This is a genomic window from Desulfobotulus mexicanus (assembly GCF_006175995.1).
Lineage (GTDB): Bacteria > Desulfobacterota > Desulfobacteria > Desulfobacterales > ASO4-4 > Desulfobotulus > Desulfobotulus mexicanus.
In genome coordinates, this window is sequence record NZ_VDMB01000001.1 from 230515 (window position 1) to 254255 (window position 23741).

21 protein-coding genes are annotated in these 23741 nt (G+C 50.5%); 12 read left to right on the forward strand and 9 right to left on the reverse strand.

The window, feature by feature from the left end; translation table 11 throughout:
* Positions 1–44: 44 nt before the first annotated feature.
* From FIM25_RS00975 to FIM25_RS00990, 4 genes are read right to left on the reverse strand one after another with little or no spacing between them, the layout of a single operon-like run.
* Complete coding sequence (locus tag FIM25_RS00975; RefSeq protein WP_139445248.1) at positions 45–2267, reverse strand: sensor histidine kinase; 2223 nt, start codon at positions 2265–2267, stop codon at positions 45–47.
* Positions 2268–2282: 15 nt separating this feature from the next.
* Positions 2283–2939 (reverse strand): DUF4390 domain-containing protein, encoded by a 657-nt coding sequence (locus FIM25_RS00980; RefSeq protein ID WP_139445250.1) that lies wholly within the window; start codon positions 2937–2939, stop codon positions 2283–2285.
* 6 nt (positions 2940–2945) lie between these two features.
* Positions 2946–3668, reverse strand: a complete 723-nt coding sequence (locus FIM25_RS00985; protein ID WP_139445251.1) for an acyltransferase — start codon at positions 3666–3668, stop codon at positions 2946–2948.
* A gap of 16 nt (positions 3669–3684) precedes the next feature.
* The gene (locus FIM25_RS00990) at positions 3685–4740 is read right to left on the reverse strand and encodes a glucosidase family protein (protein WP_139445253.1); all 1056 of its coding nucleotides are present in this window, start codon (positions 4738–4740) and stop codon (positions 3685–3687) included.
* A 239-nt stretch (positions 4741–4979) separates the two neighbouring features.
* Here FIM25_RS00990 and panC point away from each other — a divergent pair, with 239 nt between their 5' ends.
* The 12 genes from panC to FIM25_RS01050 all read left to right on the forward strand — a co-directional run bounded on the left by panC (position 4980) and on the right by FIM25_RS01050 (position 16738).
* Positions 4980–5834 (forward strand): pantoate--beta-alanine ligase, encoded by an 855-nt coding sequence (panC, locus tag FIM25_RS00995; RefSeq protein ID WP_281279274.1) that lies wholly within the window; start codon positions 4980–4982, stop codon positions 5832–5834.
* Between the two features lie 716 nt (positions 5835–6550).
* Positions 6551–7717 (forward strand): methionine adenosyltransferase, encoded by a 1167-nt coding sequence (metK, locus tag FIM25_RS01000; RefSeq protein WP_139445255.1) that lies wholly within the window; start codon positions 6551–6553, stop codon positions 7715–7717.
* A gap of 307 nt (positions 7718–8024) precedes the next feature.
* Positions 8025–8840 carry a phosphate ABC transporter substrate-binding protein gene (locus tag FIM25_RS01005; protein ID WP_139445257.1) on the forward strand — a complete coding sequence of 272 codons (816 nt, stop codon included), beginning with the start codon at positions 8025–8027 and terminating at the stop codon, positions 8838–8840.
* A 95-nt stretch (positions 8841–8935) separates the two neighbouring features.
* Positions 8936–9829 (forward strand): phosphate ABC transporter permease subunit PstC, encoded by an 894-nt coding sequence (gene pstC / locus FIM25_RS01010; RefSeq protein ID WP_139445259.1) that lies wholly within the window; start codon positions 8936–8938, stop codon positions 9827–9829.
* Positions 9826–10752, forward strand: a complete 927-nt coding sequence (gene pstA, locus FIM25_RS01015) for a phosphate ABC transporter permease PstA (protein WP_139445261.1) — start codon at positions 9826–9828, stop codon at positions 10750–10752. The genes pstC and pstA overlap by 4 nt, the downstream gene beginning before the upstream one ends.
* A 50-nt stretch (positions 10753–10802) precedes the next feature.
* Positions 10803–11564, forward strand: a complete 762-nt coding sequence (gene pstB, locus FIM25_RS01020) for a phosphate ABC transporter ATP-binding protein PstB (protein ID WP_139445263.1) — start codon at positions 10803–10805, stop codon at positions 11562–11564.
* Between the two features lie 16 nt (positions 11565–11580).
* A complete protein-coding gene (gene phoU, locus FIM25_RS01025; protein ID WP_139445265.1) occupies positions 11581–12240 on the forward strand; it encodes a phosphate signaling complex protein PhoU in 660 nt (219 codons plus the stop codon).
* Between the two features lie 10 nt (positions 12241–12250).
* Positions 12251–12949, forward strand: coding sequence for a response regulator (locus FIM25_RS01030; RefSeq protein ID WP_139445699.1), 699 nt, complete (start codon positions 12251–12253; stop codon positions 12947–12949).
* Between the two features lie 3 nt (positions 12950–12952).
* Positions 12953–14725 carry a sensor histidine kinase gene (locus FIM25_RS01035; RefSeq protein WP_139445267.1) on the forward strand — a complete coding sequence of 591 codons (1773 nt, stop codon included), beginning with the start codon at positions 12953–12955 and terminating at the stop codon, positions 14723–14725.
* A gap of 107 nt (positions 14726–14832) precedes the next feature.
* On the forward strand, positions 14833–15441 hold the full coding sequence (locus FIM25_RS01040) for a hypothetical protein (RefSeq protein WP_139445269.1): 609 nt from the start codon (positions 14833–14835) through the stop codon (positions 15439–15441).
* Positions 15442–15490: 49 nt separating this feature from the next.
* Positions 15491–16465, forward strand: coding sequence for a biotin synthase BioB (gene bioB, locus FIM25_RS01045; RefSeq protein WP_139445271.1), 975 nt, complete (start codon positions 15491–15493; stop codon positions 16463–16465).
* 63 nt (positions 16466–16528) lie between these two features.
* A complete protein-coding gene (locus FIM25_RS01050; RefSeq protein ID WP_139445273.1) occupies positions 16529–16738 on the forward strand; it encodes a YgaP family membrane protein in 210 nt (69 codons plus the stop codon).
* Positions 16739–17095: 357 nt separating this feature from the next.
* Here the strand turns inward: FIM25_RS01050 and cobA are convergent, their stop codons facing one another.
* From cobA to FIM25_RS01075, 5 genes are all read right to left on the reverse strand, one after another.
* The gene (cobA, locus tag FIM25_RS01055; RefSeq protein ID WP_139445275.1) at positions 17096–18616 is read right to left on the reverse strand and encodes a uroporphyrinogen-III C-methyltransferase; all 1521 of its coding nucleotides are present in this window, start codon (positions 18614–18616) and stop codon (positions 17096–17098) included.
* Positions 18617–19045: 429 nt separating this feature from the next.
* On the reverse strand, positions 19046–19288 hold the full coding sequence (locus tag FIM25_RS01060) for an FmdB family zinc ribbon protein (RefSeq protein WP_139445277.1): 243 nt from the start codon (positions 19286–19288) through the stop codon (positions 19046–19048).
* Positions 19289–19393: 105 nt separating this feature from the next.
* Positions 19394–20641, reverse strand: a complete 1248-nt coding sequence (locus FIM25_RS01065; protein ID WP_139445278.1) for a tetratricopeptide repeat protein — start codon at positions 20639–20641, stop codon at positions 19394–19396.
* A complete protein-coding gene (gene selA / locus FIM25_RS01070) occupies positions 20638–22092 on the reverse strand; it encodes an L-seryl-tRNA(Sec) selenium transferase (RefSeq protein WP_246051938.1) in 1455 nt (484 codons plus the stop codon). Before selA ends, FIM25_RS01065 begins: the two co-directional genes overlap by 4 nt.
* Before the next feature lie 16 nt (positions 22093–22108).
* Positions 22109–23470, reverse strand: coding sequence for an HDOD domain-containing protein (locus FIM25_RS01075; protein WP_139445280.1), 1362 nt, complete (start codon positions 23468–23470; stop codon positions 22109–22111).
* Positions 23471–23741 lie beyond the last annotated feature (271 nt).

The window sequence follows — 23741 nt, forward strand, 5'->3', positions numbered from 1 at the left end:
CTCCTGTCTGCCTTGCTGGCCGGAGGGTGGCAGGCAGAGGGTGCTTACTTTTCCTCGCAGAGGGGGTAGTCGATACGGAAACATGCACCCGAAGGGCTGTTATCAAGAACCTCAATGGTAGCCTTGTGCTCTATGACAATGGAGTTGACAATGGCCAGTCCCAGGCCGGTGCCGCTGCTTTTGGTGGAATAGTAGGGTTCAAAAAGCCGTCCCTTTTCCTCCGGTGAGATTCCCGGTCCATTGTCCCGGATTTCAAGGCGCAGGATGTTTTTACCCGATGGTTTGAAAAGGGCAACCTGAATTTCACCTTTTTCTTCCAGGGCACCTGCGGCATTGCCCAGAAGGTTGAGGAGGAGCTGATGGGTCTGTTGGGCATCCATGGGGATACGGGGAAGTTTTTTTTCTGCGTGAAAGGAAAAGTGAATGCCGGGGTGGGCTTCACGGAAGGCAGCCACAGTGTCCGAAACAAGGGGCTTAAGATCTCCGGGCCTGAGCCTTGCTGCCGGGAAACGGGCATACTCTGCAAATTCATTTACAAGATTGCGGATGACATCCACATGATCCATGATGGTGCGGGTACATTCGTTAAAAATCGGATCTTTCAGCATGTTTTTGTATTTGCGGCGCAGGCGCTGGGCAGAAAGGGAAAGGGGGGTGAGGGGGTTTTTTACCTCATGGGCAATGCGCCTTGCAACCTCCCGCCATGCGGCCATGCGCTGGGCCTTTTCCAGTTCTGTTACGTCATCAAAGACCATGACCGTTCCCATGCGTCTGCCTGTATCATCCATGAGTGCAGAAAAGTGCATGTGAAAATTCCTTGGCTGGCCGCCTACGGTAAGGGAGATGGGTATTTCCAGGTCGCTGTGGCTGTCCTGTATTTTTTTTGAGTAGATATCGGCCAGCTTGTGGTAGGATTCGGGAATTGCTTTTCTGTAGGGGCGTTTGAGCAGGCTTTCTGCGGAAAGGCCCAGCATTTTTTCCGCTGAAGGATTGATGGTGGTGACAATGCCCGATGAATTGAAGGAGATCACCCCGGCAGAAACATTTTTTAAGATGGTTTCAATGTAGCGCCTGCGTTCTTCAATTTCTGTATTCTGCTGGCGCAGCATTCGTGCGGAAAGGGCCAGCTGCTCCTGTCCCATCTGCAGATCCCTGGTCATGCGGTTGAAGGCATTCACAAGGGTTCCTATTTCATCATCGCCTGCGGGGGCAATCTGAAACTGTAAATCTCCCTCGCCGATGCGACGGGTGGCATCGGCCAGCTCCATAAGGGGTGTGGTAATGGTGCGGGCCAGATAGAAGGCAAACCATATGGCGCAGAAAAGCACCAGCAGAGCCACGATGGTGAGGGCCAGATAATATACCTGTTGTACCGGCTGCCGGAGCAGTTTCACCTGCTGATATTCACTGCTGCCCTGGGAAATGGCTTCAAGATTACGGATAAGGGCTGCGGGAATGCGGCTGCCCATTACCAGATAGCCTTCAACGGCCTCGCTTTCTGCCCCGTAGGGAATGGCGGCAATGGTGCGGATGAGTTCACCGGAAAGAAAGGTTTCGGTGATATTTTTTGTGGGTGTATCGTTCAGACTCAGTTTGAATATTTCTTCGGGAGAAAGGGGAGTGAGGCTGGCATCCATATTGTCTGATTTGCCGGAAAAAAGTATTTTCCCTTTTGGATCATGGATGTCCAGCGTATCCACGGGAAGGTCTGCCAGCCAGCCTGCGGCATGGGCCTGAAGGCGTTTTGACGCAGAAGTATGCATCAGTTTTTTTCTGTGAATTTCATCGGAGGTTTTTATTATAAAAAACTTATTGTTTTCATTTGCTTGTGTGTAGATGTGTCTTCCCACCGAAATGGAGTTGTCCAGGGCCTGTTCAACGGGTATGTTGAACCAGAAGGCTATGCTGGTGGAAATGAAGTTGATGGAAAAGATGAAAAGTACCGTGGTGGGCAGCAGGGTAAGTGTAACAAAGGCAATTAGCAGCCGGGTACGCAGCTTTGCACCGGGCTGTCCATGTTTTCTGTCATAGTAGAGTTTGACCAGATTTCGGAAAACCAGAAAGATGAGAAGCAGCAGAAGAAGAAGATTGATGTTGATGATGGCAAACATCAGCAGGGTGTGGGACAGGGGAAAGTCTGCGCCGAAATTCAGAAAGCGGGTTTCTGCAAAGGTAAGGAGTGCCACCAGGGGCAGAAGAGATACAATAATAATAAGTTCCCGTTTACGGCGTTTTCTCTCCTCGCTGGGGGTGTGGTTATGGGGCATGGGGCCTCCGGGAAGTTAGAAGATAAAATCAATGCTGTACCAGTCTGTTTCAAAGTCCCAGAATGAAAGAAAAAAAAGGATGTGATGCAGATAAAGGGGCAGGGTAAATTCGCTGAGTTTGGCTTTGGCCCGCAGCCTGTATTGCTGTTTTCTTTCCAGTTCATCGACCTGGGCAATGACAAGGTTGGACAGTGAGCCCATCTTTCGTTTGGCTTCTTCAAAATCTCTTGTTTCATGGGGGGCGAAGCCTTCCCAGGAGCGGGTAACGGTATAACTTTCCCGTATGGCATTGTAGCGGATGGTATGGGTGACCGTGATATTGGCAATTTCAGCAAAACGCCAGAAACGGCGGGGGCTTTCCAGAACAAGGAAAAAAGAGAAGGTCACAGGAACACCGCTTTGCACGGCGGCTTCTATTTTGGGTGTGAAGGCTCCTTCCGTGCGCAGGTGAATTTCAATGGACAAATCGTTCTGGGCCAGAATAAGGCTTGTTATGGATGCTTCCCCTGCATCCGCCGTCTGGATGAATATAAGGGGCTGGAGCAGGAGAAATAAAAGCAGAGCCTTAAGGCAATGCAGGGCATGGTGCCTTGTTTTTTTTTGAATCTGAGTTTGTAGAAAAGGTGAAAAACCCATAGCCCTGCGCCCCTGTGTTTCGGTATTGACCAGCATCTTTTTTTAGTCCTGATGACGGGGAGCCACCAGGGACCGCAGCCAGCCGAAGACCGTATTTCCCCGCAAAAGATCCCTGTCCAGGAGGTCAAACTGTCGGCCTACTTCCTTTGGGTCCGAAAGCCAGTCTCCCCGGGTTACGATTTTCCTTTCAGGGTCCAGCTGCCGTACAACCATTGCAGGGTTGCCAGCGGCAATGCAGTTTTCTGGAATATCCTTGACCACCACACTGCCGGCACCGATGATACTGTTATTGCCTATGGTCACACCCTTGCCGATGATGGCACTGTCCCCCAGCCAGACATTGTCGCCTATGATCACTGGTTTTGTGATGCCGATGGGCATGGATCTGTCATAGAGGTCGTGCCAGTCAGAATCAGTGATGTAAACTCCGTTGGCCATCATGGTGTTGGAGCCGATGATTATTTTTTCTGCAGCACTGATGCGGGTGCCGGGACAGATGAGGCAGTAGTCACCGATCTCAATGCCATGGATGTCTTTTTTGTCGCTCCAGACACAGAGTCTTACCCTGGAATCAGGGCTGGCTATGATGGTGGTGAAACTGCCGACCCGGACAGGGCCTCCGAAAACTTCCATATACCAGGGTTTGATGGCATGGATGCCATGGCCTAAGCTTTCAAATTCCGGTTTCAGAAATTTTTTTAAGTAAAACTTCTGAAACCGGTTATATGCTTTTTTTATGAAGTAGGGGCGATGATCTTTACGCAAAGGAAAACCTCTTTATTTAAAAAGCGTCCGTAATGACGCCATAGGGATTGTCTGCCCAGAAAGCATGGTCAAAAAGGCCCGCTGCCGGAGTAATACCGTAAAGGGCATCTGCAGCCATGAGTACCACCGCATTGGTCCAGGTCAGCCTGTCTTCGGGCCAGATGACCATGTCCGGGAAGGTGAAGCCGCACCAGAAAGAGCCGTCTTCGTATCTGCGATCCAGAATCCAGTTGAAAACAATGCGGGCCTGTCCGGTATTGCCCATGGCGGCCAGGGCCAGAACCAGCTCCGAGGTTTCTGCCATGGTTACCCAGGGGTTGTCTGAAACACAGCGCACACCCATGTCTTCCACAATAAATTTTTTCCAGTATTTATCAATGCGCTTCTGGGCTTCCGGCCCGGAAAGGGCACCGCAGAGAACGGGGTAGAACCAGTCCATGGAGTAGCGGGACTTGGATACGTTGAAGACATGGCGGCGGTGGCGGATGGCATGGCCCAGCTTTGTAAGGGCTTTCTGCCATGCTTCTGAGGGCTTTTCAAGGATGAATGCAATGGCGCAGGCACATTTGAGACTCATGAAGATGGAGCTTGAGCCCGTGAGAAGGCACATGGGATCAAGTTTGCCTTCCGGGCTTCTGGCCCACCAGATTTCTCCGTCCGGAGACTGCATATCCAGAATGAAAGCCATGGCCTTTTCCAGCACGGGCCAGTATTCTTCCAGAAAAGCCCTGTCCTTTGTGATCAGCCAGTCGTGGAAAAGGCCTGTGGCAATGTAGGCAGTCATGTTGGTGTCCTGGGTGCGGTCATCGGGAAGACCGTTTTTATAGGAGGCGTACCAGGCACCGTTTTCCAGCTGCTGATCCTTAAGCCATGCAAAGCCTTTGCGTGCTGCAGCATGGTGGCCTGCAATGGAGAGCCCCATGATGGATTCCACCATGTCCCAGGGATCTGTTTTGTCTCCCCCGCACCAGGGGATTTCTCCGGACTCCCTCTGGGTGGCAAGGATGCTGGCACCGACAATGTCCGTATCCAGGGGTAGGGGAAGGTTTTGTTTTGAGGTTTTGACTTCCATTTTCTTCCTTTTTGCAATCCGGGTAACCCGGCTGTATAAGGGTTGAACAAAACTGTTTTTTATGTTTGACGGTCTGTTTAGTTTGTATAGAAAATACAATCCCGACAGATATCAAAAAAATCCTTTGGCTGCAATATATTAAGGATGTACCCACCATCCTTTGGCCGTTGACTTTTGATGCTTTCTGTCTTAATCAATAAATCTTGATGTATTAATCTTTAGCAATTCAGGAGAAAACCTTGGAAACTTATACGACCCCAACAGGCATGCAGGCACAGTCGTTGAACTGGAAAAGGCAGGGCCTTCGTATCGGCCTTGTACCCACCATGGGTTTTCTGCATGAGGGGCATCTGTCCCTGATGGACATTGCCGCTGCCCATGCCGACCTTGTGGTGGTGAGTATCTTTGTAAATCCCACCCAGTTCGGTCCGACGGAAGATCTGGAGGCCTATCCCAGAAATCTTGAGAGGGATCTGGCCCTTTGCAGGGAGCGGGGCGTGGCCGCTGTATTTACACCGGAGCCTTCCGATGTTTATGGACAGGAATACCAGAGTTATGTGAGTCTTGAAAAACTTCCCAATCATCTTTGTGGCCTGTCCCGGCCTGTTCATTTCCGAGGGGTTGCAACGGTGGTGAGCAAGCTTTTCAATATTGTTCTTCCGGATATTGCGGTTTTCGGGGAAAAGGATTTTCAGCAGCTGGCTGTAATCCGTAGGCTGACAGAGGATCTGAATTTTCCCGTACGCATCATGGGTGGGCCCATTGTCCGTGAGTCCGACGGGCTGGCCATGAGTTCAAGAAATGCCTACCTTTCTTCCGAAGAACGGGCGTCGGCCCTCTGTCTTTCCGAGGCTTTGAAGAATACGGCGGCTGAGGTGGAAAAAGGAGAAAGGGATGTAGCCGTGCTGAAGGCATCAGCGGAAAAGACCATTTTTTCCCGGCCCCATACGGAAATAGATTATATTGCCTTCTGTGATCCCCAAACCCTTGAGGCCGTTGACCTCATTGACGGACCCACCCTCATGGCCCTTGCCGTGAAGGTGGGCAGTACCCGGCTGATTGATAATCAGGTCTTACGGGTGGGGCTTGCATAAGGTGCACAGGCACAAAGGCTATTTGTTTGTGACGCAATCTTATTCGGGAGCTTCTTGCCCTGTGCTGAAGCGGTAAAAACTTATCGGCACAGACAGGCTTAACTTATGGATTGCCATAGCCGCTTCAGGTACGCTGCCTTATGTGCCGACTTTAGACAGTCTGCGGCTTCTTTCGCATACAAATAGCCCGTGTGCCTTATGCCAATATCACCTGCAAATTACCAAATCCAGGTATCAAATGACTGAAATTGTAATTTTGTAAATCCATGGGATAAAAGTAACTGTTCAGCACAATTTTTCTTTAGCAAATCGAATACCTTTAATCAGGTGAATAGACAACCGGACTATTTGTTCGTGACGCAATCTTATTCGGGAGCTTCTTGTTCTGTGCGGAAGCGGCAAAAACTCCCCGCCACAGGCAGGATAAGTTTTTTGATTACCATGGCAGGCTTAAGCACGCTGCCTTTGTGGCGGCTCAGACAGTTTGCCGCTTCTTTCGCACAGGCCTGCGAAGCTCTGATCCGAAACGATTACAATGTCACTCACAAACAGCCCGACTGTCTTTTGCTAGAATCAAAACCTTGAAATTAAACACAATCTTTCAGGTTAAAATGCACTGAATAATTACGGGTAAAAAGTACTGAAAACTTTGAAGGCTGCGTAAAAATTTGTTTTTTTCATCCGGTCCTTAGGGCCGTATATAAAGGAGTTGGACTATGAGTAAGGAACGTATGCTGTTTACATCGGAGTCCGTGACCGAAGGTCATCCTGACAAGGTGGCTGATGCCATCTCCGATGCCATTCTTGATGCCATTATGGCCCAGGACACCCGCTGCCGTGTGGCCTGTGAAACCCTTGTCACAACGGGAATGGCCATCATTGCCGGGGAAATTACCACATCCTGCTATGTGGATATGCCCCAGATCGTTCGCAATACCATCCGGGAGATCGGCTACAATTCCTCGGATATGGGCTTTGACTGGCAGACCTGTGCCGTCATGACCAGTATTGATCAGCAGTCTCCGGACATTGCCCAGGGCGTGGACCGGGAAAGTGAAGACGAGCAGGGTGCCGGGGATCAGGGCCTTATGTTCGGTTTTGCCTGCAATGATACACCTGAGCTGATGCCTGCTCCCATCATGATGGCCCATCAGCTGACCCGCAGGCTGGCTGCCGTACGCAAGGAAAGCACCATAGATTTTCTTCGTCCTGATGGTAAAGCCCAGGTTACTGTGGAGTATGAGGGATGCAGGCCTTTGCGTGTGGATGCGGTGGTGCTTTCCACCCAGCATGCGCCTGATGTGCCCTATGCGGTACTGAAGGAAGCGGTGATGGAAGAGGTGATCCGTTCCGTGATTCCGGCCCATATGCTGGATGAAAAAACCAAGTATTATATTAATCCCACGGGTAAGTTTGTGATTGGTGGACCCATGGGAGACTGCGGTCTTACGGGCCGGAAGATCATTGTGGATACCTATGGTGGACAGGGAAGCCATGGGGGAGGGTGCTTTTCCGGCAAGGATCCTTCCAAGGTGGATCGAAGTGCTTCCTACATGGGGCGTTATATAGCTAAAAATATTGTGGCTGCGGGTCTTGCGGATAAGTGCGAGATTCAGGTGGCCTATGCCATCGGTGTGGCGGATCCGGTTTCCGTTCTGGTGAACTCCTACGGAACGGGCAAGGTGTCTGATATGCGTCTGGCAGAGATTGTACGCGCCGTATTTAATCTGCGTCCTGCTGCCATTGTGCGTCAGCTGAATCTGCTTCAGCCCATTTACCGCCAGACCTCAGCCTATGGTCACTTTGGCCGGAATGAGCGGCCCGGCTTCACCTGGGAGGAAATCGATAAGGTGGAAGCCCTGAAGGCGGTAGCCGGTATCTGATCGTTAAGGCTAGTTCCTGGAATGGAGAAACCTTTTGACTCCTCCTTCCTCTGGGAAAGGCCCGGGGTGAGGGTTTTGTTTTCGGGTATATTTAATCTCGGAAGTAGCCTAAGGACGTTTGTTATCGAAGAATGAAAAAGGGGTGGCCTTCTGGCTGCCCTTTTTTGTATGATTTTTGTTTGGTCTCACAAAAGCTGCATTTTCCCCTAATCTTTTCTGAACAATCCTCCCCTATCTTTCTTCTCGATGATGTTCTGACACCCATTCCGGGGTTTTAGTTACAACAAATGAATAAGGAGAAGATAAGATGCTGAGAAAAGCCGGTCTTTTTTTTACTGCCCTTGCCTTCCTTTGCTTGGGAAGTGGTGCAGCCTTTGCTGAAAGGCTTTCCATTAACGGTTCCACTACCGTATTGCCCGCAGCCCAGAAGCTTGCCGAAGCCTTTATGAAGGTCCGCCCCGATGTGACGGTTTCCGTTGCAGGCGGTGGTTCCGGTAATGGTATCAAAGCTATTGTTGATGGTACCACCCACGTTGGCAATTCCTCGCGTTTTATCAGAAACAGTGAAGTCAGGATGGCAGTGGAAAAGGATACCTATCCGGTTCCCTTCCGCATTGGTCTTGATTGTATCGTGCCCGTGGTTCACCCGGACAATCCCGTTAAAGATCTTTCTCTGGATCAGCTGAGGGATATGTACACGGGTAAAATCCGCAACTGGAAAGAAGTTGGTGGCAGGGATATGCGCGTGGTGGTTATTTCCAGGGACTCTTCATCAGGAACCTTTGAATCCTGGGGAGATCTTGTGATGAACAAGCAGCGCGTGGTGCCCAGTGCCCTGACGGTTCCTTCCAATGGAGGGCTGGTTCAGGCCGTTACCACAACACCCGGTGCCATTGGTTACATTGCTCTGGGTTATGTGAACAAGGATGTGAAGATGGTTTCTGTGGATGGGGTTATGGGCAGTGAGGAAAATACCATCAGCGGTCGCTATCCCATTTCAAGACCACTTTTCATGTTCACCAGGGGCTGGCCTGAAGGTGTGACGCTGGATTTCATTAATTTTGTTTTTTCCAAAAAGGGACAGGAAGAGGTTAAGGCTTCCGGCAGCATACCCGTTTACTGATCCTTGCAGGGAATAAAAATAATGAAGGATGCGGTGTGTGGAGGATCTTTTCAGGCGCACACCGCTTTTTTTACATTCATCATAAGGAACTTGGCATGGCAGTTTTACGCAATAGGACGGAAAAAGCGATTCACTGGCTTTTTTTGGGTATTGCCACGGTTTCCATCGGTATTCTTGTTTTGATTATGTTTTTTCTGTTCCATGAGGGCCTGCCCATTTTTAAGACCGTCACGGTGCAGGAGTTTGTTCTTGGCCATTACTGGTACCCGACCGATGATCCTTCGGATTTCGGTATACTTCCCCTCATTGTGGCCTCCCTCTTTGTTACTCTGCTTTCCGCTATGATTTCAATCCCCCTGGGGGTTATGACTGCTGTGTATCTTTCTGAAATTGCATCCAGAAAGGTTGCTGAAATTGTCAAGCCCGTTGTAGAGCTGCTGGCTGCTCTTCCCAGTGTGGTAATTGGTTTTTTCGGAATGGTGCTGGTGGGGCCTTTTCTTCAGAAAACTTTTGGTATTCCCATAGGTCTGAATCTTTTCAATGCCTCTTTGATGCTGGCCTTTATGTCTGTTCCCACCATTTGCTCCATCGCCGAAGATGCCCTGTATTCCGTTCCTGATTCCTTAAGGGAAGCATCTCTGGCCCTTGGGGCCACAGAGCTGGAGACCATTGTCAAGGTGATTGTTCCGGCAGGTCTTTCGGGTATCAGCACTGCCATTATTCTGGGCATGAGCCGGGCCATAGGTGAAACCATGGTGGTTCTCATGGTGGCTGGCGGGGCAGCCATGCTGCCGGGTTCCATCTTTGATCCGGTGCGGCCCATGCCGGCAAGTATTGCGTCAGAAATGGCCGAGGCTCCCTTCAGGGGAGAACATTATCACGCCCTTTTTGCCATTGGCATAGTGCTTTTTCTCTTTACCATGGCCTTTAACCTTGTGGCGGACCAGATTGCACAGCGTTACAGGCAGAGCGGGGAGGCTTCATTATGAAAGATTTGTCTGAAGAGTCCCTTTCTGATGAAAACGGCGGGATAAAAGGGATCTTTGAGAAGGGTGCAGGCCTTGGTGGACGGCGCAGAATGCAGGCACTGTGGTTTGGTTTCTTCCGGGGCGCAGCCCTCATCAATGGCTTTGCCCTTGGTCTCATTCTTTTTTTCATGTTTTCCCGGGGATGGCAGGCCATTTCATGGGAGTTTCTCACCCAGCCTCCCAGGGACTCCATGACAGCGGGGGGCATTTTTCCCTGCATAATAGGTACCCTTGGTCTTGCTCTGGGGGCCATTGCCGTGGCACTGCCCATCGGCGTGGCCTCAGCCATCTATCTCAATGAATATGCCAGCTCAGGGAAAATCATGCGGATCATTCGCCTGGGCATCAGTAACCTTGCAGGTGTTCCTTCTGTGGTTTTCGGGCTTTTCGGCCTGGCTTTCTTCTGTATCATCCTTGGTATGGGAGTAAGCCTTGCTGCGGGGGCGCTTACCCTTGGTGCCATGACATTGCCGGTGATCATTGGTGCCACGGAAGAAGCCCTGAAATCCGTTCCGGATACCTACAGGGAAGCTTCTCTGGGGCTGGGAGCCACCCGGTGGCAGACCATCTGGCGGGTGGTCCTGCCTTCTGCCCTGCCGGGAATTCTCACAGGAGCAATTCTTGGGATCAGCCGGGCTGCCGGGGAAACGGCTCCCATTATGTTCACCGCAGCGGTTTTCTTTACTCCGAAGATTCCTTCTTCCATCATGGATGAGGTCATGGCTCTGCCCTATCATATTTATGTTCTGGCAACGGCTGGCACCAGTATAGAGCAGACCAGACCCCTGCAGTATGGAACGGCCCTTGTGCTCATTGCCCTTGTATTGGGCATGAATCTGGTGGCGATTATTTACCGTTCAAAGCTGCGTAAGAAAATGCGTTAAGAATGAAGGAAAAAGTTTTTTTACAGGTATGGTGAGATAAAGGGTGAGCCATGGAAAAAAAATGGAAAATGCAGGCAAAGGGGCTGAATTTTTATTACGGTAATTTTCAGGCACTTTACGATATTGATCTTGGCTTTCGGGAGAGGGATGTAACGGCACTGATAGGTCCTTCGGGTTGTGGTAAAAGTACCTTTTTGCGCTGTCTGAACCGGATGAATGATCTGATTCCCATCAGTCGGGTAAAGGGAGAAGTTCTTCTGGATGACAATAATATTTATGCTCCTTCCGTGGACGTGGTTCGCCTCCGAAGGAAAATTGGCATGGTATTCCAGAAGCCTAATCCTTTTCCAAAGACGATTTTTGAGAATGTGGCCTACGGACTTCGGGTGAACGGCGTGCGGGATAAAAATATCATTGCAGGGCAGGTGGAAAAAAGCCTGCGGCAGGCGGCACTCTGGGAAGAAGTGAAGGACAGGCTGCATGAATCCGCTCTGGGCATGAGTGGTGGTCAGCAGCAGCGTCTTTGCATTGCAAGGGCCCTTGCCGTGGAACCGGAGGTGCTGCTCATGGATGAACCTGCCTCTGCCCTTGATCCTCTGGCCACCCAGAAGATTGAGGAGCTGATCCATGAGCTAAAGCGCTTTTATTCCATCATCATCGTCACCCATAATATGCAGCAGGCGGCCCGGGTGTCCGATACAACGGCTTTTTTTTATATGGGTCGTATTATAGAAGTGGATGAGACCGATACTATTTTCACAAATCCCAAAAACAAACAGACAGAAGAATACATAACGGGCCGTTTCGGCTGATATTGGAGGGGGAAATATGGGATTATTTCTGCATCATGAACTGGAACGTCTGAAAAAAAATCTTCTGTCTCTGGGAACCCTGGTGGAAGACCGGGTGCATACGGCCTGTGCTTCCATTGCGGCCATGGATTCTGAGATGGCAAGGTTTGTCGTGGAGGCGGATCATGAAATTGATGATATGGAAGTTGAGGTAGAAGAGGAGTGTCTTAAGATCATAGCTTTGTATCAGCCAGTTGCCGTGGATCTGCGCTTTCTTGTCTGCGTGATTAAAATAAATAATGATCTGGAGCGTATCGGAGATCTGGCCGTCAATATAGGCAGAAGGGTTATGACCATGGCAGCCAGAAGAGCCATGCCCTTTTATGATTATTCAGAAATGTCTGCCAAGGTTGGGCTGATGCTTAAAAAAAGTCTGGACGCCTTTGTCAATATGGATGCCTCCCTTGCCAATTCCGTTCGTGCCATGGATGATGAGGTGGACGCCATGAATACGGCGGTTTATGGCCGGGTGAAGGAGCGGATTCGGGAAAATCCTGATGATGTTGCCTATCTCATCAATATGTTTCTGATTTCACGTCATCTGGAGCGCATGGCGGACCATGCCACAAACATTGCCGAAGAGGTGATTTATGTGATTGAAGGGCAGATTGTCCGCCACAGCCAGATTAAGGTATGAAAGGGTTGAAATGGCAAAGGAAGATATTCTTGTGGTGGATGATGAGGAGGATATCCTTGAGCTCATCCGTTATCACCTGAGCCGTGAGGGTTATGGCGTGCTGCTGGCGGGTAGCGGCGAGGAAGCCCTGCGGCTGGTGCGGGATCATTCTCCGGATCTGATGGTGCTGGATCTTATGCTTCCCGGTGTGGATGGCCTTGAAGTGACCCGCCGCATACGCAGGCAGCCTGGAGATTCCAGTCTTCCCATTGTCATGCTCACGGCCAAGGGAGAAGAGGCCGATGTGGTGACGGGCCTTGAGCTGGGAGCAGATGATTATGTGACCAAGCCCTTCAGCCCCAGGATTCTTCTGGCGAGAATCCGTTCGGTTCTGAGGCGCAGAAAGCTGCTGGGGGTGGAAAAGCCCGATGAAGGGGAAAAAGCTCTGGATGCAGGGGGCCTTCTCATCCATCCGGGTCGCCATGAGGTGCTGGCCGAGGGTGAGTCTTTGTCTCTGACCTGGTCTGAGTTTCAGATTCTCCATTTTCTTGCCCGCCGTCCGGGCTGGGTGTTTACAAGGACACAGATTGTGGATGCCATCCATGGTGATGATTATCCTGTGACGGATCGCAGCGTGGATGTGCAGATTGTAGGTCTGCGTAAAAAACTGGGGGTCCATGGAAAACGAATAGAAACGGTACGGGGTGTTGGCTATCGTTTCAGGAAGTAAGACATGATAAAAAAAAGATCGCTTTTATGGCAGCTCTACCCATCTTATTTTCTGATCATTCTTGTGGGACTTGTGGCGGTCAGTCTTTATGCAGCAGGCACCATGAAACAGTTTTTCATGGAAAATACCCAAAAAGAGCTTGTTTCAAGGACTCTGATCCTTAAGCCAAAGATTATTTCCCTTATAAAAGTGGGTGATTTTTTGGAAGTTCAGCGCATATGCAAAGAAACAGGATCAGCCTCAGATACCCGTTTCACCGTGGTTCTTCCTTCGGGAGTTGTGGTGGGAGACACGGATGAAAATCCCATGGAAATGGAGAATCACAGGGACAGGGTGGAGATTGCCAGAGCTGCTTCAGGTCTTACGGGCGTGGTTTCAAGGTATTCTGAAACGGTGAGTCAGCCCATGATGTATGTGGCCATTCCCCTGGAGAGTTCAGGGCACCTGCTGGCTGTTTTAAGGGCTGCTGTGCCGCTTACAGCCATTGATGAGGCTATTCTTGTCCTGCAGAAACGGATTTTTCTCTGTGGTTTTCTGGTTCTTATCTTTGCAGCCGGATTTTCATGGTTTCTGTCCAGAAAAATTTCAGCACCTTTGATTATTTTGCGTGAGGGTGCCCATCGTTTTGCTTCCGGGGATCTTTCCCACAGGCTTTTTGTTCCCGATATTCAGGAGATGGCTGCCCTTTCGGAAGCTATGAACCGGATGGCAGAAGATCTGGATCAGCGTATCCGTATGGTGGTCCGCCAGCGTAACGAGCTGGAAGCCGTCCTTTCCAGTATGGTGGAAGGGGTGATTGCCCTGGATACTGAAGGATCGCTTTTACGTATGAATCAGGCCGCAGCCCGGATGTTTGATGTGGATGCTGCGCTTTATCAGGGCAGAAACGTCCATGAAATTGTAAGGAATCTGGAGGCTCTTCGTTTTGTGGATAAAGCCCTTGCTGCAGAGAGTGCCGTTGAAGCGGACATGGATCTTTATCAGTACGGTAAAAAGCTTGTCCATGCCCACAGTTCTCCTTTGAAGGATGCGGATGATCAGCGCATGGGAACCCTTTTTGTCATTCAGGATGTTACCCAGCTGCGGAGGCTGGAGCATATGAGAAAGGATTTTGTGGCCAATGTTTCCCATGAGCTGAAAACACCCCTTACGGCCATCAAGGGTTTTGTGGAAACCTTAAGGGAGGATGGCGGCACCGATCCCGAAGAAGCAAAGCGCTTCATGCATATTATAGACAGAAATGTGAACCGTCTGATTCTTCTTGTGGATGATCTTCTTAAATTATCTGCCATTGAGCAGGAAGCGGAAAATGAGGACCTCCTGCTGGAAGAAAAAAATCTTAAAGAAGTTCTATTGGCAGCTGTTCAGCTCTGTATGCCAAGGATGGAGGAAAAGGGTATTGAGGTGGTGGTGGACTGTCCCGAAAGACTTAAGGTAAAAATGGATTCCCATCTTATGGAACATGCATTCGTAAATCTTCTGGATAATGCCCTGAAATATTCTTCCGATCATTCAAGGGTGGATATTCATGCCGGACAGGAGGATGATTTTATATCCATTGCCTTTGCAGACAGTGGTCCGGGTATTCCGGAAGAGCATCTGCCCCGGCTTTTTGAACGTTTTTACCGTGTTGACAAGGCCAGAACCCGTAAGCTTGGTGGTACCGGTCTGGGGCTTGCCATTGTAAAGCATGTTATGAATGCCCACGGTGGAAGGGTGGAGGTGCGCAGCCGCCCTGGGGAGGGAAGTGTTTTTACGCTTTTTCTGCCCATGTAGAAACTTGTATTCTCCGCTGATTGGGATATGATAGAGTATGTATTCATGCCCTGGGGAGGGCGGAGAAGACAGACAGTTTCTGACTCAAACAGGCGGGGCCGTGTCCCATGGATCTTGAAGAACTGAAGGCAAAATTCCAGAGTAAAGCCGTAGCGGATTTAAAAGATATCAATCTGGTTTTGAGGGCTGCACCTTTTCTGGTGCGTGAGGTGATACGTTTGGAAGAGGCCCTTGCGGAATCAGACAGGAGGGTTCAGCATCTGGCGGGTATGCTGAGGCGGAGCCCGCCTAGCCACAGAACCGGCAAGAAAGATCTGGCTGCATGGAAAATATGGTTGGATGAGAGAAAAAACAGATTGTATATTCAGATTTTCGGTAAGGTGGAAAAAAACTCCGGCAAGCTCATTTCCAATGCCATTTTATCGGTTATGGAGAATCTTCGTCCGGGTTTTACAGTAGTTGTGGATCTTCGGAAAATGATTTCTGATCTGGACTCAAGGGCCCGTTTTTATTTCCGTAAGACAGCCTATGCCTTTATCCAGATGCAGGCGGATCCCATTGTACGGGTGATGGAAGATGGCCAGTCCATGAGATTTCTTTTTGAGGATATGGCAAAATGTCCCGGTGTTGGGGCGGCAGGAGATGTGCACAGGGTAAAAACCCTTGAGGAGGCGGACAGGCTGCTGGATAATCTGGGCCGTCATCTGCGCTCTTAGTGGAGATTTTAGAAGTAAGGGCAGTATTTAATTATGCAGGAGTATGGTTTTGGATCCTCTGAAGGAAGCGGAAAGGGTTCTTTCCGGTAAAAGTATAACTAAGGATTTTTTTTTGTGGGTGCTTGGTGCGGACATTGCTGATATGGCAGAAATTCTTGCGGGTACGGATCGTATCCGCAGATTTTTTTTTAAAAGGGGAGTGCGGCTTTGTGCCATTTGCAACGGTAAATCCGGCAGATGTTCCGAAGATTGTTCCTTCTGCTCCCAGTCGGTTCATGCCCGCAGTGATATAGAGATATATCCCCTCCGGACAGAAGAAAAACTGCGGGAAGAGGCTGCCATGGCCTCGCTTTTTCCGCTGGACCGCTACAGCATTGTGACCAGCGGCAGGGGAATGGAAGGATCTGAGCTGGACACCATTATCCGGGCCTATGAATCCTTTCCCCGAGAAAGTATATCCTATTGTGCTTCCCTGGGTATTCTGCCGGAAGCTGCACTGAAGCGTCTTAAAAACGCAGGTGTGACCCGTTATCACCACAATCTTGAAACCGCTGCTTCCCTTTTTCCGTCCATATGCAGCACCCACAGCTATGAAGATCGTATGGAAACCCTGGCAGCGGCAAAAAGGGCAGGCCTTGAAATCTGCTGCGGTGGTATTTTCGGTCTGGGGGAAAGGGATGAACAGATCTTAGAGTTTGCAGAAACCCTGAAAAACCTTGGGGTTGATGCCATCCCCATGAATTTTCTGGTGCCCATTGCGGGAACGGGAACAGAGAGTTATCCTTTACTCAGCCCCCTGCGCTGCCTGAAGATACTGGCCGCTTTCCGTTTTTTTATGCCGGAGACACCATTGATTGTCTGCGGGGGCAGGCAGCAGAGCTTTGCTTCCCTGGAAGCCCTTATTTTTTCTGCCGGAGCTACGGGTCTTATGACGGGAAATTACCTCACCACACCTGGAAAGGCTGTGGAAAGGGATCTGGCCATGCTGGGGGATGGGGGCTGGGAGCTTGTGCAGGGCCTGTAAAAACTGGTATGTTTTGGCTGACTTGTCCGAGAACCAGATACAGACATTCAAAGGAGGTGGAAAATGAGCATTGAACGTGTGGTCATGGCCTTTGCCGGAACAATGATTCTGCTTTCCCTGATTCTTTCATGGCTGCATTCCGGATGGTGGCTGCTTTTTACCGTTTTTGTGGGAGCCAATCTGCTGCAGGCGGCCTTTACGGGTTTCTGTCCCCTTGCCATTGTTCTGGGTAAACTGGGCATGAAGCCGGGAACGGCCTTTGAAAAAAGGTAACTGTTCAGCACAATTTTCCAAGTATCACAGCTGCCAGATAGATGCACAGGCACCCAAGCTTATTTGCCCGTGACGCAATCTTATTCGGGAACTTCTTGCCCTGTGCGGAAGCGGCAAAAACTCGCCGCCACAGGCAGGATGGTTTTTTTTATTACCATAGCAGGCTTATGCACGCTGCCTTTGTGGCGGCTCAGACAGTTTGCCGCTTCTTTCGCACAGGTCTGCAAAGTTCTGATCCGAAACGATTGCAACGTCACTTGCAAATAGCCAGGGTGCCTTGCAACAGTACGAAGCTGCTGCAATTACAGCCTTGGAATTTTATAATAAATGGTGCTGAACAGTTTTTTCCATGAAAGCTTAATCTGCTGTGCCACAAATAGCCTGTACAAGGCCGGGTATGGTGTACTCAAGGGCTTCCGTATCCACATGGAAACCAAGCTCCCTTGCCGTATCCGAAGTGATGGGACCGATGGACGCTACCTTGAGTTTCTGTATAAGGTTTCCAAAGTGTTCATCTGGTATCAGGCTTCTGAAATTTTTTACTGTTGACGAGCTGGTAAAGGTGACCATATCCGCTCCTTCTTTTTCAAGGAGAGCGATGAGTTCTTCCGCCTGATCCTTAACAGGAAGGGTTACATAGGCTGTGACCTCATCCATATGAGCACCCATTTCCCTCAGGCTGTCCGGCAGTACACTCCGGGCTTCGGCCGCTCTGGGCAGCAGAACCCTGACTCCGGACATTTTTTCCTTTCTGAAGGCATCCACCACGGATTCAGCGCGATAGTTTTCCGGAAGAATGTCACACCTGATGCCATAATCCAGAAGTCTTTCCGCAGTTACAGGTCCGATGCAGGCGGTTTTTACCCGGTGCAGAGCCCGCACGTCCAAGCCTCTGTCAAAGAGTCTTTTGAAAAAATATTTTACTCCGTTTACGCTGGTAAAAACCAGCCAGTCATACTCTCCCAGCCTGTCAATGGCAGCATCCATGTCCGACATATCCTCAGGCGGCACCACCCGTATGGTGGGCATCTCAATGCAATGTGCCCCCAGCTGTGTGAGTTGAGCAATAAGATCGCTGGCCTGCTCTCTGGCACGGGTCACCAGAATACGTCTGCCAAGAAGGGGGCGTTCCTTTTCAAACCATGCAAGGGTGCTGCGCAGTTCCACCACTTCACCCACCACGATGATGGCCGGTGCCTTCAGGCCCACCCTGCGGACTTCCTCTTCAATGGTGGCAAGGGTGCCGGTTACGGTCTGCTGCTGGCTGGTGCTTCCCCAGCGGATGAGGGCCACGGGGGTTTCCGGGTTTCTGCCGTATTTCAGAAGCTGTTTTGTGATGAGGGGGAGGTTTTTCACACCCATATAGAAGACCAGGGTGCCGATGCCCCGGCTCAGTGCCTCCCAGTCAATGCGGGAGTCTTCCTTGGTGGGGTCTTCATGGCCCGTGACAAAGGCGAGGGTTGCTGTCATTTTTCTGTGGGTCAGGGGGATACCCGCATAGGCTGAGGCTGCAATGCCCGCTGTGACTCCGGGTACTATTTCAAAGGGAATACCTTCTGCTTTGAGAACTTCTGCTTCTTCTCCCCCCCTTCCGAAGATAAAGGGATCGCCCCCCTTGAGCCGGACCACGGTACGGCCCGTGCGGGCTTTGTCCACAATGAGCTGGTTTATACCTTCCTGGGAAAGGGTGTGGTCACCGCCTTTTTTGCCCACATAAATGCATTCCGCATCCGGAGCAGCCAGGGCCAGAAGGGCCGGAGCGGCCAGATAATCATAGATGATCACTCCGGCACGGGCCATGCAGTCCCTGCCTTTGAGGGTAAAAAGGCCGGGATCTCCGGGACCTGCGCCAACTAGATAAACTTTTCCGGGTTCCATGGGTATTCCTTGTATGATATCTGGGTACTCAATTTTGATTTTTGATTGTAATTATTCAGCAAATTTTATCATGAAAAATTATTTTTTTAATTTCAGAATCTTGGTTCCAATCAAAGACAATCGGGCTGTTTGTGAGTGACATTGCAATCGTTTCGGATCAGAGCTTTGAAGGCCTGTGCGAAAGAAGCGGCAAACTGTTTGAGCCGCCACAAAGGCAGCGTGCTTAAGCCTGCCATGGTAATCAAAAAGCTTATCCTGCCAGTGGCGGGGAGTTTTTGCCGCTTCCGCACAGGGCAAGAAGCTCCCGAATAAGATTGCGTCATGAACAAATGGCTCGGTTGTCTATGCACCTGATTGAAAGTTATCGATTTGTCAAAGGAAAATTGTGCTGAACAATTACTTTTGATTTACATTGCGACAGCCTGCGTCTCAAACCCCGCATCCGGCACAGCTTGAGGCAGAGCATCCACCACAGCCGGAAGCACCTGCGCTGCTTGTGACAGTAGTTTCTCCACCGGCACCTGTACCTTTGCTTATAAAACCGCAGGCGGACATGAGCCGCTGTACCTTTTCCCCGTTACAGAAGGGACAGCCTGGAACCTCATCCCGTTTCAGGACTAAAGATTCAAAGTTTTTTTCACAGGATTTGCAGTGATATTCATAGATGGGCATAGGGCCTCCATATTATATAAAAGAATAAAAGTAAATTTCAACGCACTCTCAGTTTGATAGAAGCAATCTTCGTCAAGCAGATGAATTGCTTCTCTGCCTTATGATTCATTCGCAGTCCAGCCCCTCCTCTTCTTCCCGGCTCAGTTTCTGTCCGTTTTTTCTTGCCTTTAAGAAAAGACTGCGGGCTTCTTCATTTTTGTTCTGACGCATCCGTATTCTGCCAAGGCGCAGGGCAAAAAGACCGTTATCCGGCTCTATGGCAAGGGCTTCCTCGCAGAAGGTGGCGGCTATATCAGGGTTTTCCCCTTTAAGATCAAAGCAGGCACCGAGGCCGGAAAGCACTTCCGCGTCCCTTGGCATGCGGCGCAGGGCCTGGCGGAAGAGATTAAAGGCTTTCCCGATGTCTTTGGTTCTGAAACAGGCTTCCGCCAGAAATTTCAGTACAGGCCCGTTTTCCGGCTTGATGGTTCTGGCTTTTTCCAGAAAGGGCAGGGCAGCCTCCGGGTTTTCAAGGGCCACGAGGCTTTTGCCTAAGTGAAAGGCACTTTCAAAGCTTTCCGGAGAAAGGTTAAGGGCCTTTTCAAAACACTCCTTTGCCTTTTGTCTTTCCCCCTGCATTTCATGGATAAGTCCCTGATTGTAAACGGCCATGGCTTCCTTCGGATCGGCAGCATGGCTGCGGCGGAAAGCGTCCAGGGCCTTTTCATAATCCTGAATAACACCGAAGCAGACTCCAAGACTGTTGAGTACATTGGCATTTTCAGGGTCAAGACGCAGGGCAGCCCCGTATTCTTCCACGGCTTCATCCATGCGGCCTTCCTGATAAGCCTCATCCCCGGAAATGTTCAGGGTGACGGCATCAAAGTTTGCAAGGGAATCCGGCCCCAGAAGAAGGCTGTGGGTCAGGGTTTTTCTGCTGTATTCCAGAGCCTTTGCTGCGGCAAAGCCATCAAGGGGATAGGTAAAAATCCCCGCATTCATTGCCTTTGCAGGATTTTGTTTCAGTTTCTTAAAAATCTTTTCAGCCTCTTCGGGTCCTTTGTCCTGGAAAAGAAGGAAAAAGAGCTTGTTGTCCTGGGCTATATGCAGTTGCTGTTCTTTTCCAAGATCGGCAAGGGCCTTTTCCATCTCCCCGGATAAGTCTTCCACCTGCAGGCTCAGGATTGTGAAGGGCGTACAGGGCTCTTCAATGAAAAGGGCGTGCAGGGATTCCGGAGAAGGAAAGCTTGGGCCATCTGGAAGCAACACTGGTGTTTCCTGGGATCTGGAGCAGGGTGAGGACGGATCAAGACTTCCATTACTCCGGAGAAAAGGATCCGGACATTCCCCTTGCAGGGCAGAACTGGCCTTCATGGCTTCTCCTTTTCAGGACTGGGAGGATTGGGAGATTGGGAAAAAAGGGAGGAAAATGCCGTAGCAATGATGTCTTCCTCTCCCTGCTGCAGGGTACGCACATCCATGAGAAAGGCATCGTTTTCCACCCGGCCGATAATGGGGGGCTGGTGTTTTCTGAGCTGGCGTTCCATGGATGCTGCGGAGACAGCCCTGCTTTTTATGCTTATGCAGCGGCTGGGTAGGTCCTGGGTGGGCAGGGAGCCGCCTCCTGCCCTGGCTATGCTGGGCTGGATTTCAATATCAAAGCCTTGCAGTACAAGGGCCATGAGTTTTTTATGGAGTGTATTGGCTCTTTCTGTACAGAGGCTTTCATCCATGGTGAGCATGCGCAGGGTGGGAATTCTGGCCATGGCTTTTTCAGGGTCCCGGTAAAGGCGCAGGGTGCCTTCCAGGGCAGCAAGGGTGAGCTTGTCGATGCGCAGGGCACGGGTCAGGGGATTGCTGCGGATTTTTTCTATCCATTCTTTTTTGCCCACAATGATACCGGCCTGGGGGCCACCGAGCAGCTTGTCCCCGCTGAAGGTGACGATGTCGGCACCGGCCCTTAGGGATTCCTGTACTGTGGGTTCTTTTGAAAGGCCGAAGGGAGAAAAGTCCATGAATGTGCCGGAGCCAAGATCATCCATGACAGGAATGCCGTGTTTTCTGCCCAGAGACGAGAGCTGATCCATGCTTACGGAGGCAGTAAAGCCCATGATTTGAAAATTGCTGGTGTGTACCTTGAGGAGCAGCCCCGTATTTTCTCCGATGGCCCCTTCGTAGTCTTTCAGGTGGGTGCGGTTGGTGGTGCCCACTTCCTTCAGGATGGCACCGCTTTTGGCCATGACATCGGGAATACGGAAGGAGCCGCCGATTTCCACCAGCTCTCCTCTGGAAACAATGGCTTCTTTTCCTCTGGTCAGGGTATCCAGACAGAGAAGAACGGCTGCGGCATTGTTGTTGACCACCATGGCGGCTTCTGCACCGGTGATTTCCGTGAGCAGAGAAGAAACGGCCGTGTAACGCAGTCCCCTTTTACCATTTTCAAGGTTGAACTCCAGATTACTGTAATGGCTGGCAACGGCCATGATTCTTTCAAGGGCTTCCTCCGCAAGGAGGGATCTGCCAAGATTGGTGTGTACAACAACGCCTGTGGCATTGATGGTGCGCTGGAGGTTTGGTGTTACAGCCTTCTCCAGCTTCTTAATGATCAGGGGCATCAGGGCTGAGACGGTCAGTTCTTTTTCTTCATGAAACCGGTTTTCAAGAACGGCTCTGCGTTTTTCTTCCAGCACTTCCCGGATGATACGGGTTTTCAGGCTATGGGGAAGATCCTGCCATTTTTCCAGGGTTTCCATATTCAGAAGAAGGGTGTCCACTCCCGGAAGCTGCCTGAGGAGTTGCTGGGTGTCCATGGATTTTTCGTACACTTTCTTTTTCCGATGTTCAGGTTTTTTTGAAAAGGACAGTTTCCGGCTGCATACTGAAAACACCCATGGGCAGTTGGTCAATGAATTTTTCAAAATCCGCAGGACCCATACCGATTACGGCAAGGCGGTCTGCAATGCTGCCTTTGCTGGATTCAGGAAAAACACCGGACTGAAAACGGGACATGATGATGTCAGCAGCATGGACAATATAGGCCAGCTTGTCCCCGTCTTTTCCTTCTTCGGGGCTGTGGTGGTGCCGGATGGCGTGGATGAGGTTTCCCGGGAAGGCCCATTTCAGACCCAGTTTGGCTCCCACTTCACAGTGATCCACACCAAGTATACGTTTTTCCACTTCGAGAATGCGGTGGTTTTCCTTTTTCATGCCCCTGTAAAAGAGGGGGCAGGCGGAGGTGATGTGCTGATCCAGCACCACCATGCCTATATCATGGAGCAGGCCCGCAGTATAGGCTGTGGCCCTGTGGGCAGCACCCGTATGGGCGGCAAGCTGATCGGCCACAATGGCCGTGCCCATGGCATGGTGAAAAAGGCCGCCCTTGCACAGGGAATATACGGAATCGCTTTGCCTGTAAAAGGTTTTTAGGGAAGAAGAAATAATGGATTTAATGAGGGCATCCTGTCCCAGCAGAATAAGGGCGTCATCAATGGAGGCTACCTGATTGCGTCCCGAATACAGGGCTGCATTGCACATGCGCAGGGTCTGGGCGGTAATCACCTGATCCTTGCGGACTTCTGCGGCAATGGTTTTGAAATCTGCTTCTTCCGATGTCACCATGCGCAGGATTTTTAAGGCAACCTGGGGAATGGGTTTGAGCCCTGTGACACTGGCGGCAATGGCATCTGCCGAAGGGGCTGTATAGTGGAAGGCTTCTTCGGGATCCCGCAGCAGGCCGGAGGGGCAGATGCGGTTTTTGCCGGTGTTCAGATCCAGCTCCAGGGTACAGGTGAAAAAGCCACCGGTTTCCGAAGCATTGACGGGGATATTGTATCTTTTCAGAAGCTCGTGTACCTTTTCTGCGGTTCGGCCACCGATATCTAAGGCCATATCCTGCTCACTCACCGGACCCACAAGGGCACCACCGGCAACGGTGGCGCGCATGTTGTCCGGATGGGCTCCCTTTTCAATGAGGGCTTTGAGGAAGGCAGGGACACCGGTACTGGCGTATTTCCCGGGGTGTGTGTCCGATGCACCGGATACGGGTTCGGGCAAAAGGATATGCAGAAGTCCCCCTATACCTGCCACTGTATCATAGATGGAGACACCCACACAGGTACCCAGAAGGGCTTTCAGGATCAGGGGCTGTCTGCCTGCGGCAACCAGGAACTGGCCAGATGCCACATAGTGAATATTGGATTCCATAGAGACTCCCGGTTTTTCTGGTGTATACCAGAGTATTGAAAAACATTACTCCATAGCATTTCAGTGACTTTGGATTCAAGTCTCATTCCTCCTGTATGGGAAACTGATTATTGTATTTATGTGTATGTGTTTGATTTTAAGATGTATTATTTATTGTGTTTTGATTATGTTTGTTATGTCCCGCAATTTTTTTTTCAAGGTAATTATTCAGTACAATTTTCATTTGTTAAGGGTCATATTTGTCAGGCAGATACCTTTAGCAGTACTGGTA

Excerpts from the sequence above, each read along its gene's own strand:
- FIM25_RS01005 (WP_139445257.1), top strand. The coding sequence starts at position 8,025 with ATGCTGAGAAAAGCCGGTCTTTTTTTTACTGCCCTTGCCTTCCTTTGC.
- FIM25_RS01060 (WP_139445277.1), bottom strand. The coding sequence starts at position 19,288 with ATGCCCATCTATGAATATCACTGCAAATCCTGTGAAAAAAACTTTGAA.
- metK (WP_139445255.1), top strand. The coding sequence starts at position 6,551 with ATGAGTAAGGAACGTATGCTGTTTACATCGGAGTCCGTGACCGAAGGT.
- FIM25_RS01030 (WP_139445699.1), top strand. The coding sequence starts at position 12,251 with ATGGCAAAGGAAGATATTCTTGTGGTGGATGATGAGGAGGATATCCTT.
- pstB (WP_139445263.1), top strand. The coding sequence starts at position 10,803 with ATGGAAAAAAAATGGAAAATGCAGGCAAAGGGGCTGAATTTTTATTAC.
- pstA (WP_139445261.1), top strand. The coding sequence starts at position 9,826 with ATGAAAGATTTGTCTGAAGAGTCCCTTTCTGATGAAAACGGCGGGATA.
- FIM25_RS00980 (WP_139445250.1), bottom strand. The coding sequence starts at position 2,939 with ATGCTGGTCAATACCGAAACACAGGGGCGCAGGGCTATGGGTTTTTCA.
- FIM25_RS01050 (WP_139445273.1), top strand. The coding sequence starts at position 16,529 with ATGAGCATTGAACGTGTGGTCATGGCCTTTGCCGGAACAATGATTCTG.
- FIM25_RS01075 (WP_139445280.1), bottom strand. The coding sequence starts at position 23,470 with ATGGAATCCAATATTCACTATGTGGCATCTGGCCAGTTCCTGGTTGCC.
- FIM25_RS01040 (WP_139445269.1), top strand. The coding sequence starts at position 14,833 with ATGGATCTTGAAGAACTGAAGGCAAAATTCCAGAGTAAAGCCGTAGCG.
- FIM25_RS01035 (WP_139445267.1), top strand. The coding sequence starts at position 12,953 with ATGATAAAAAAAAGATCGCTTTTATGGCAGCTCTACCCATCTTATTTT.
- FIM25_RS00975 (WP_139445248.1), bottom strand. The coding sequence starts at position 2,267 with ATGCCCCATAACCACACCCCCAGCGAGGAGAGAAAACGCCGTAAACGG.
- FIM25_RS00990 (WP_139445253.1), bottom strand. The coding sequence starts at position 4,740 with ATGGAAGTCAAAACCTCAAAACAAAACCTTCCCCTACCCCTGGATACG.
- pstC (WP_139445259.1), top strand. The coding sequence starts at position 8,936 with ATGGCAGTTTTACGCAATAGGACGGAAAAAGCGATTCACTGGCTTTTT.
- FIM25_RS01065 (WP_139445278.1), bottom strand. The coding sequence starts at position 20,641 with ATGAAGGCCAGTTCTGCCCTGCAAGGGGAATGTCCGGATCCTTTTCTC.
- cobA (WP_139445275.1), bottom strand. The coding sequence starts at position 18,616 with ATGGAACCCGGAAAAGTTTATCTAGTTGGCGCAGGTCCCGGAGATCCC.
- phoU (WP_139445265.1), top strand. The coding sequence starts at position 11,581 with ATGGGATTATTTCTGCATCATGAACTGGAACGTCTGAAAAAAAATCTT.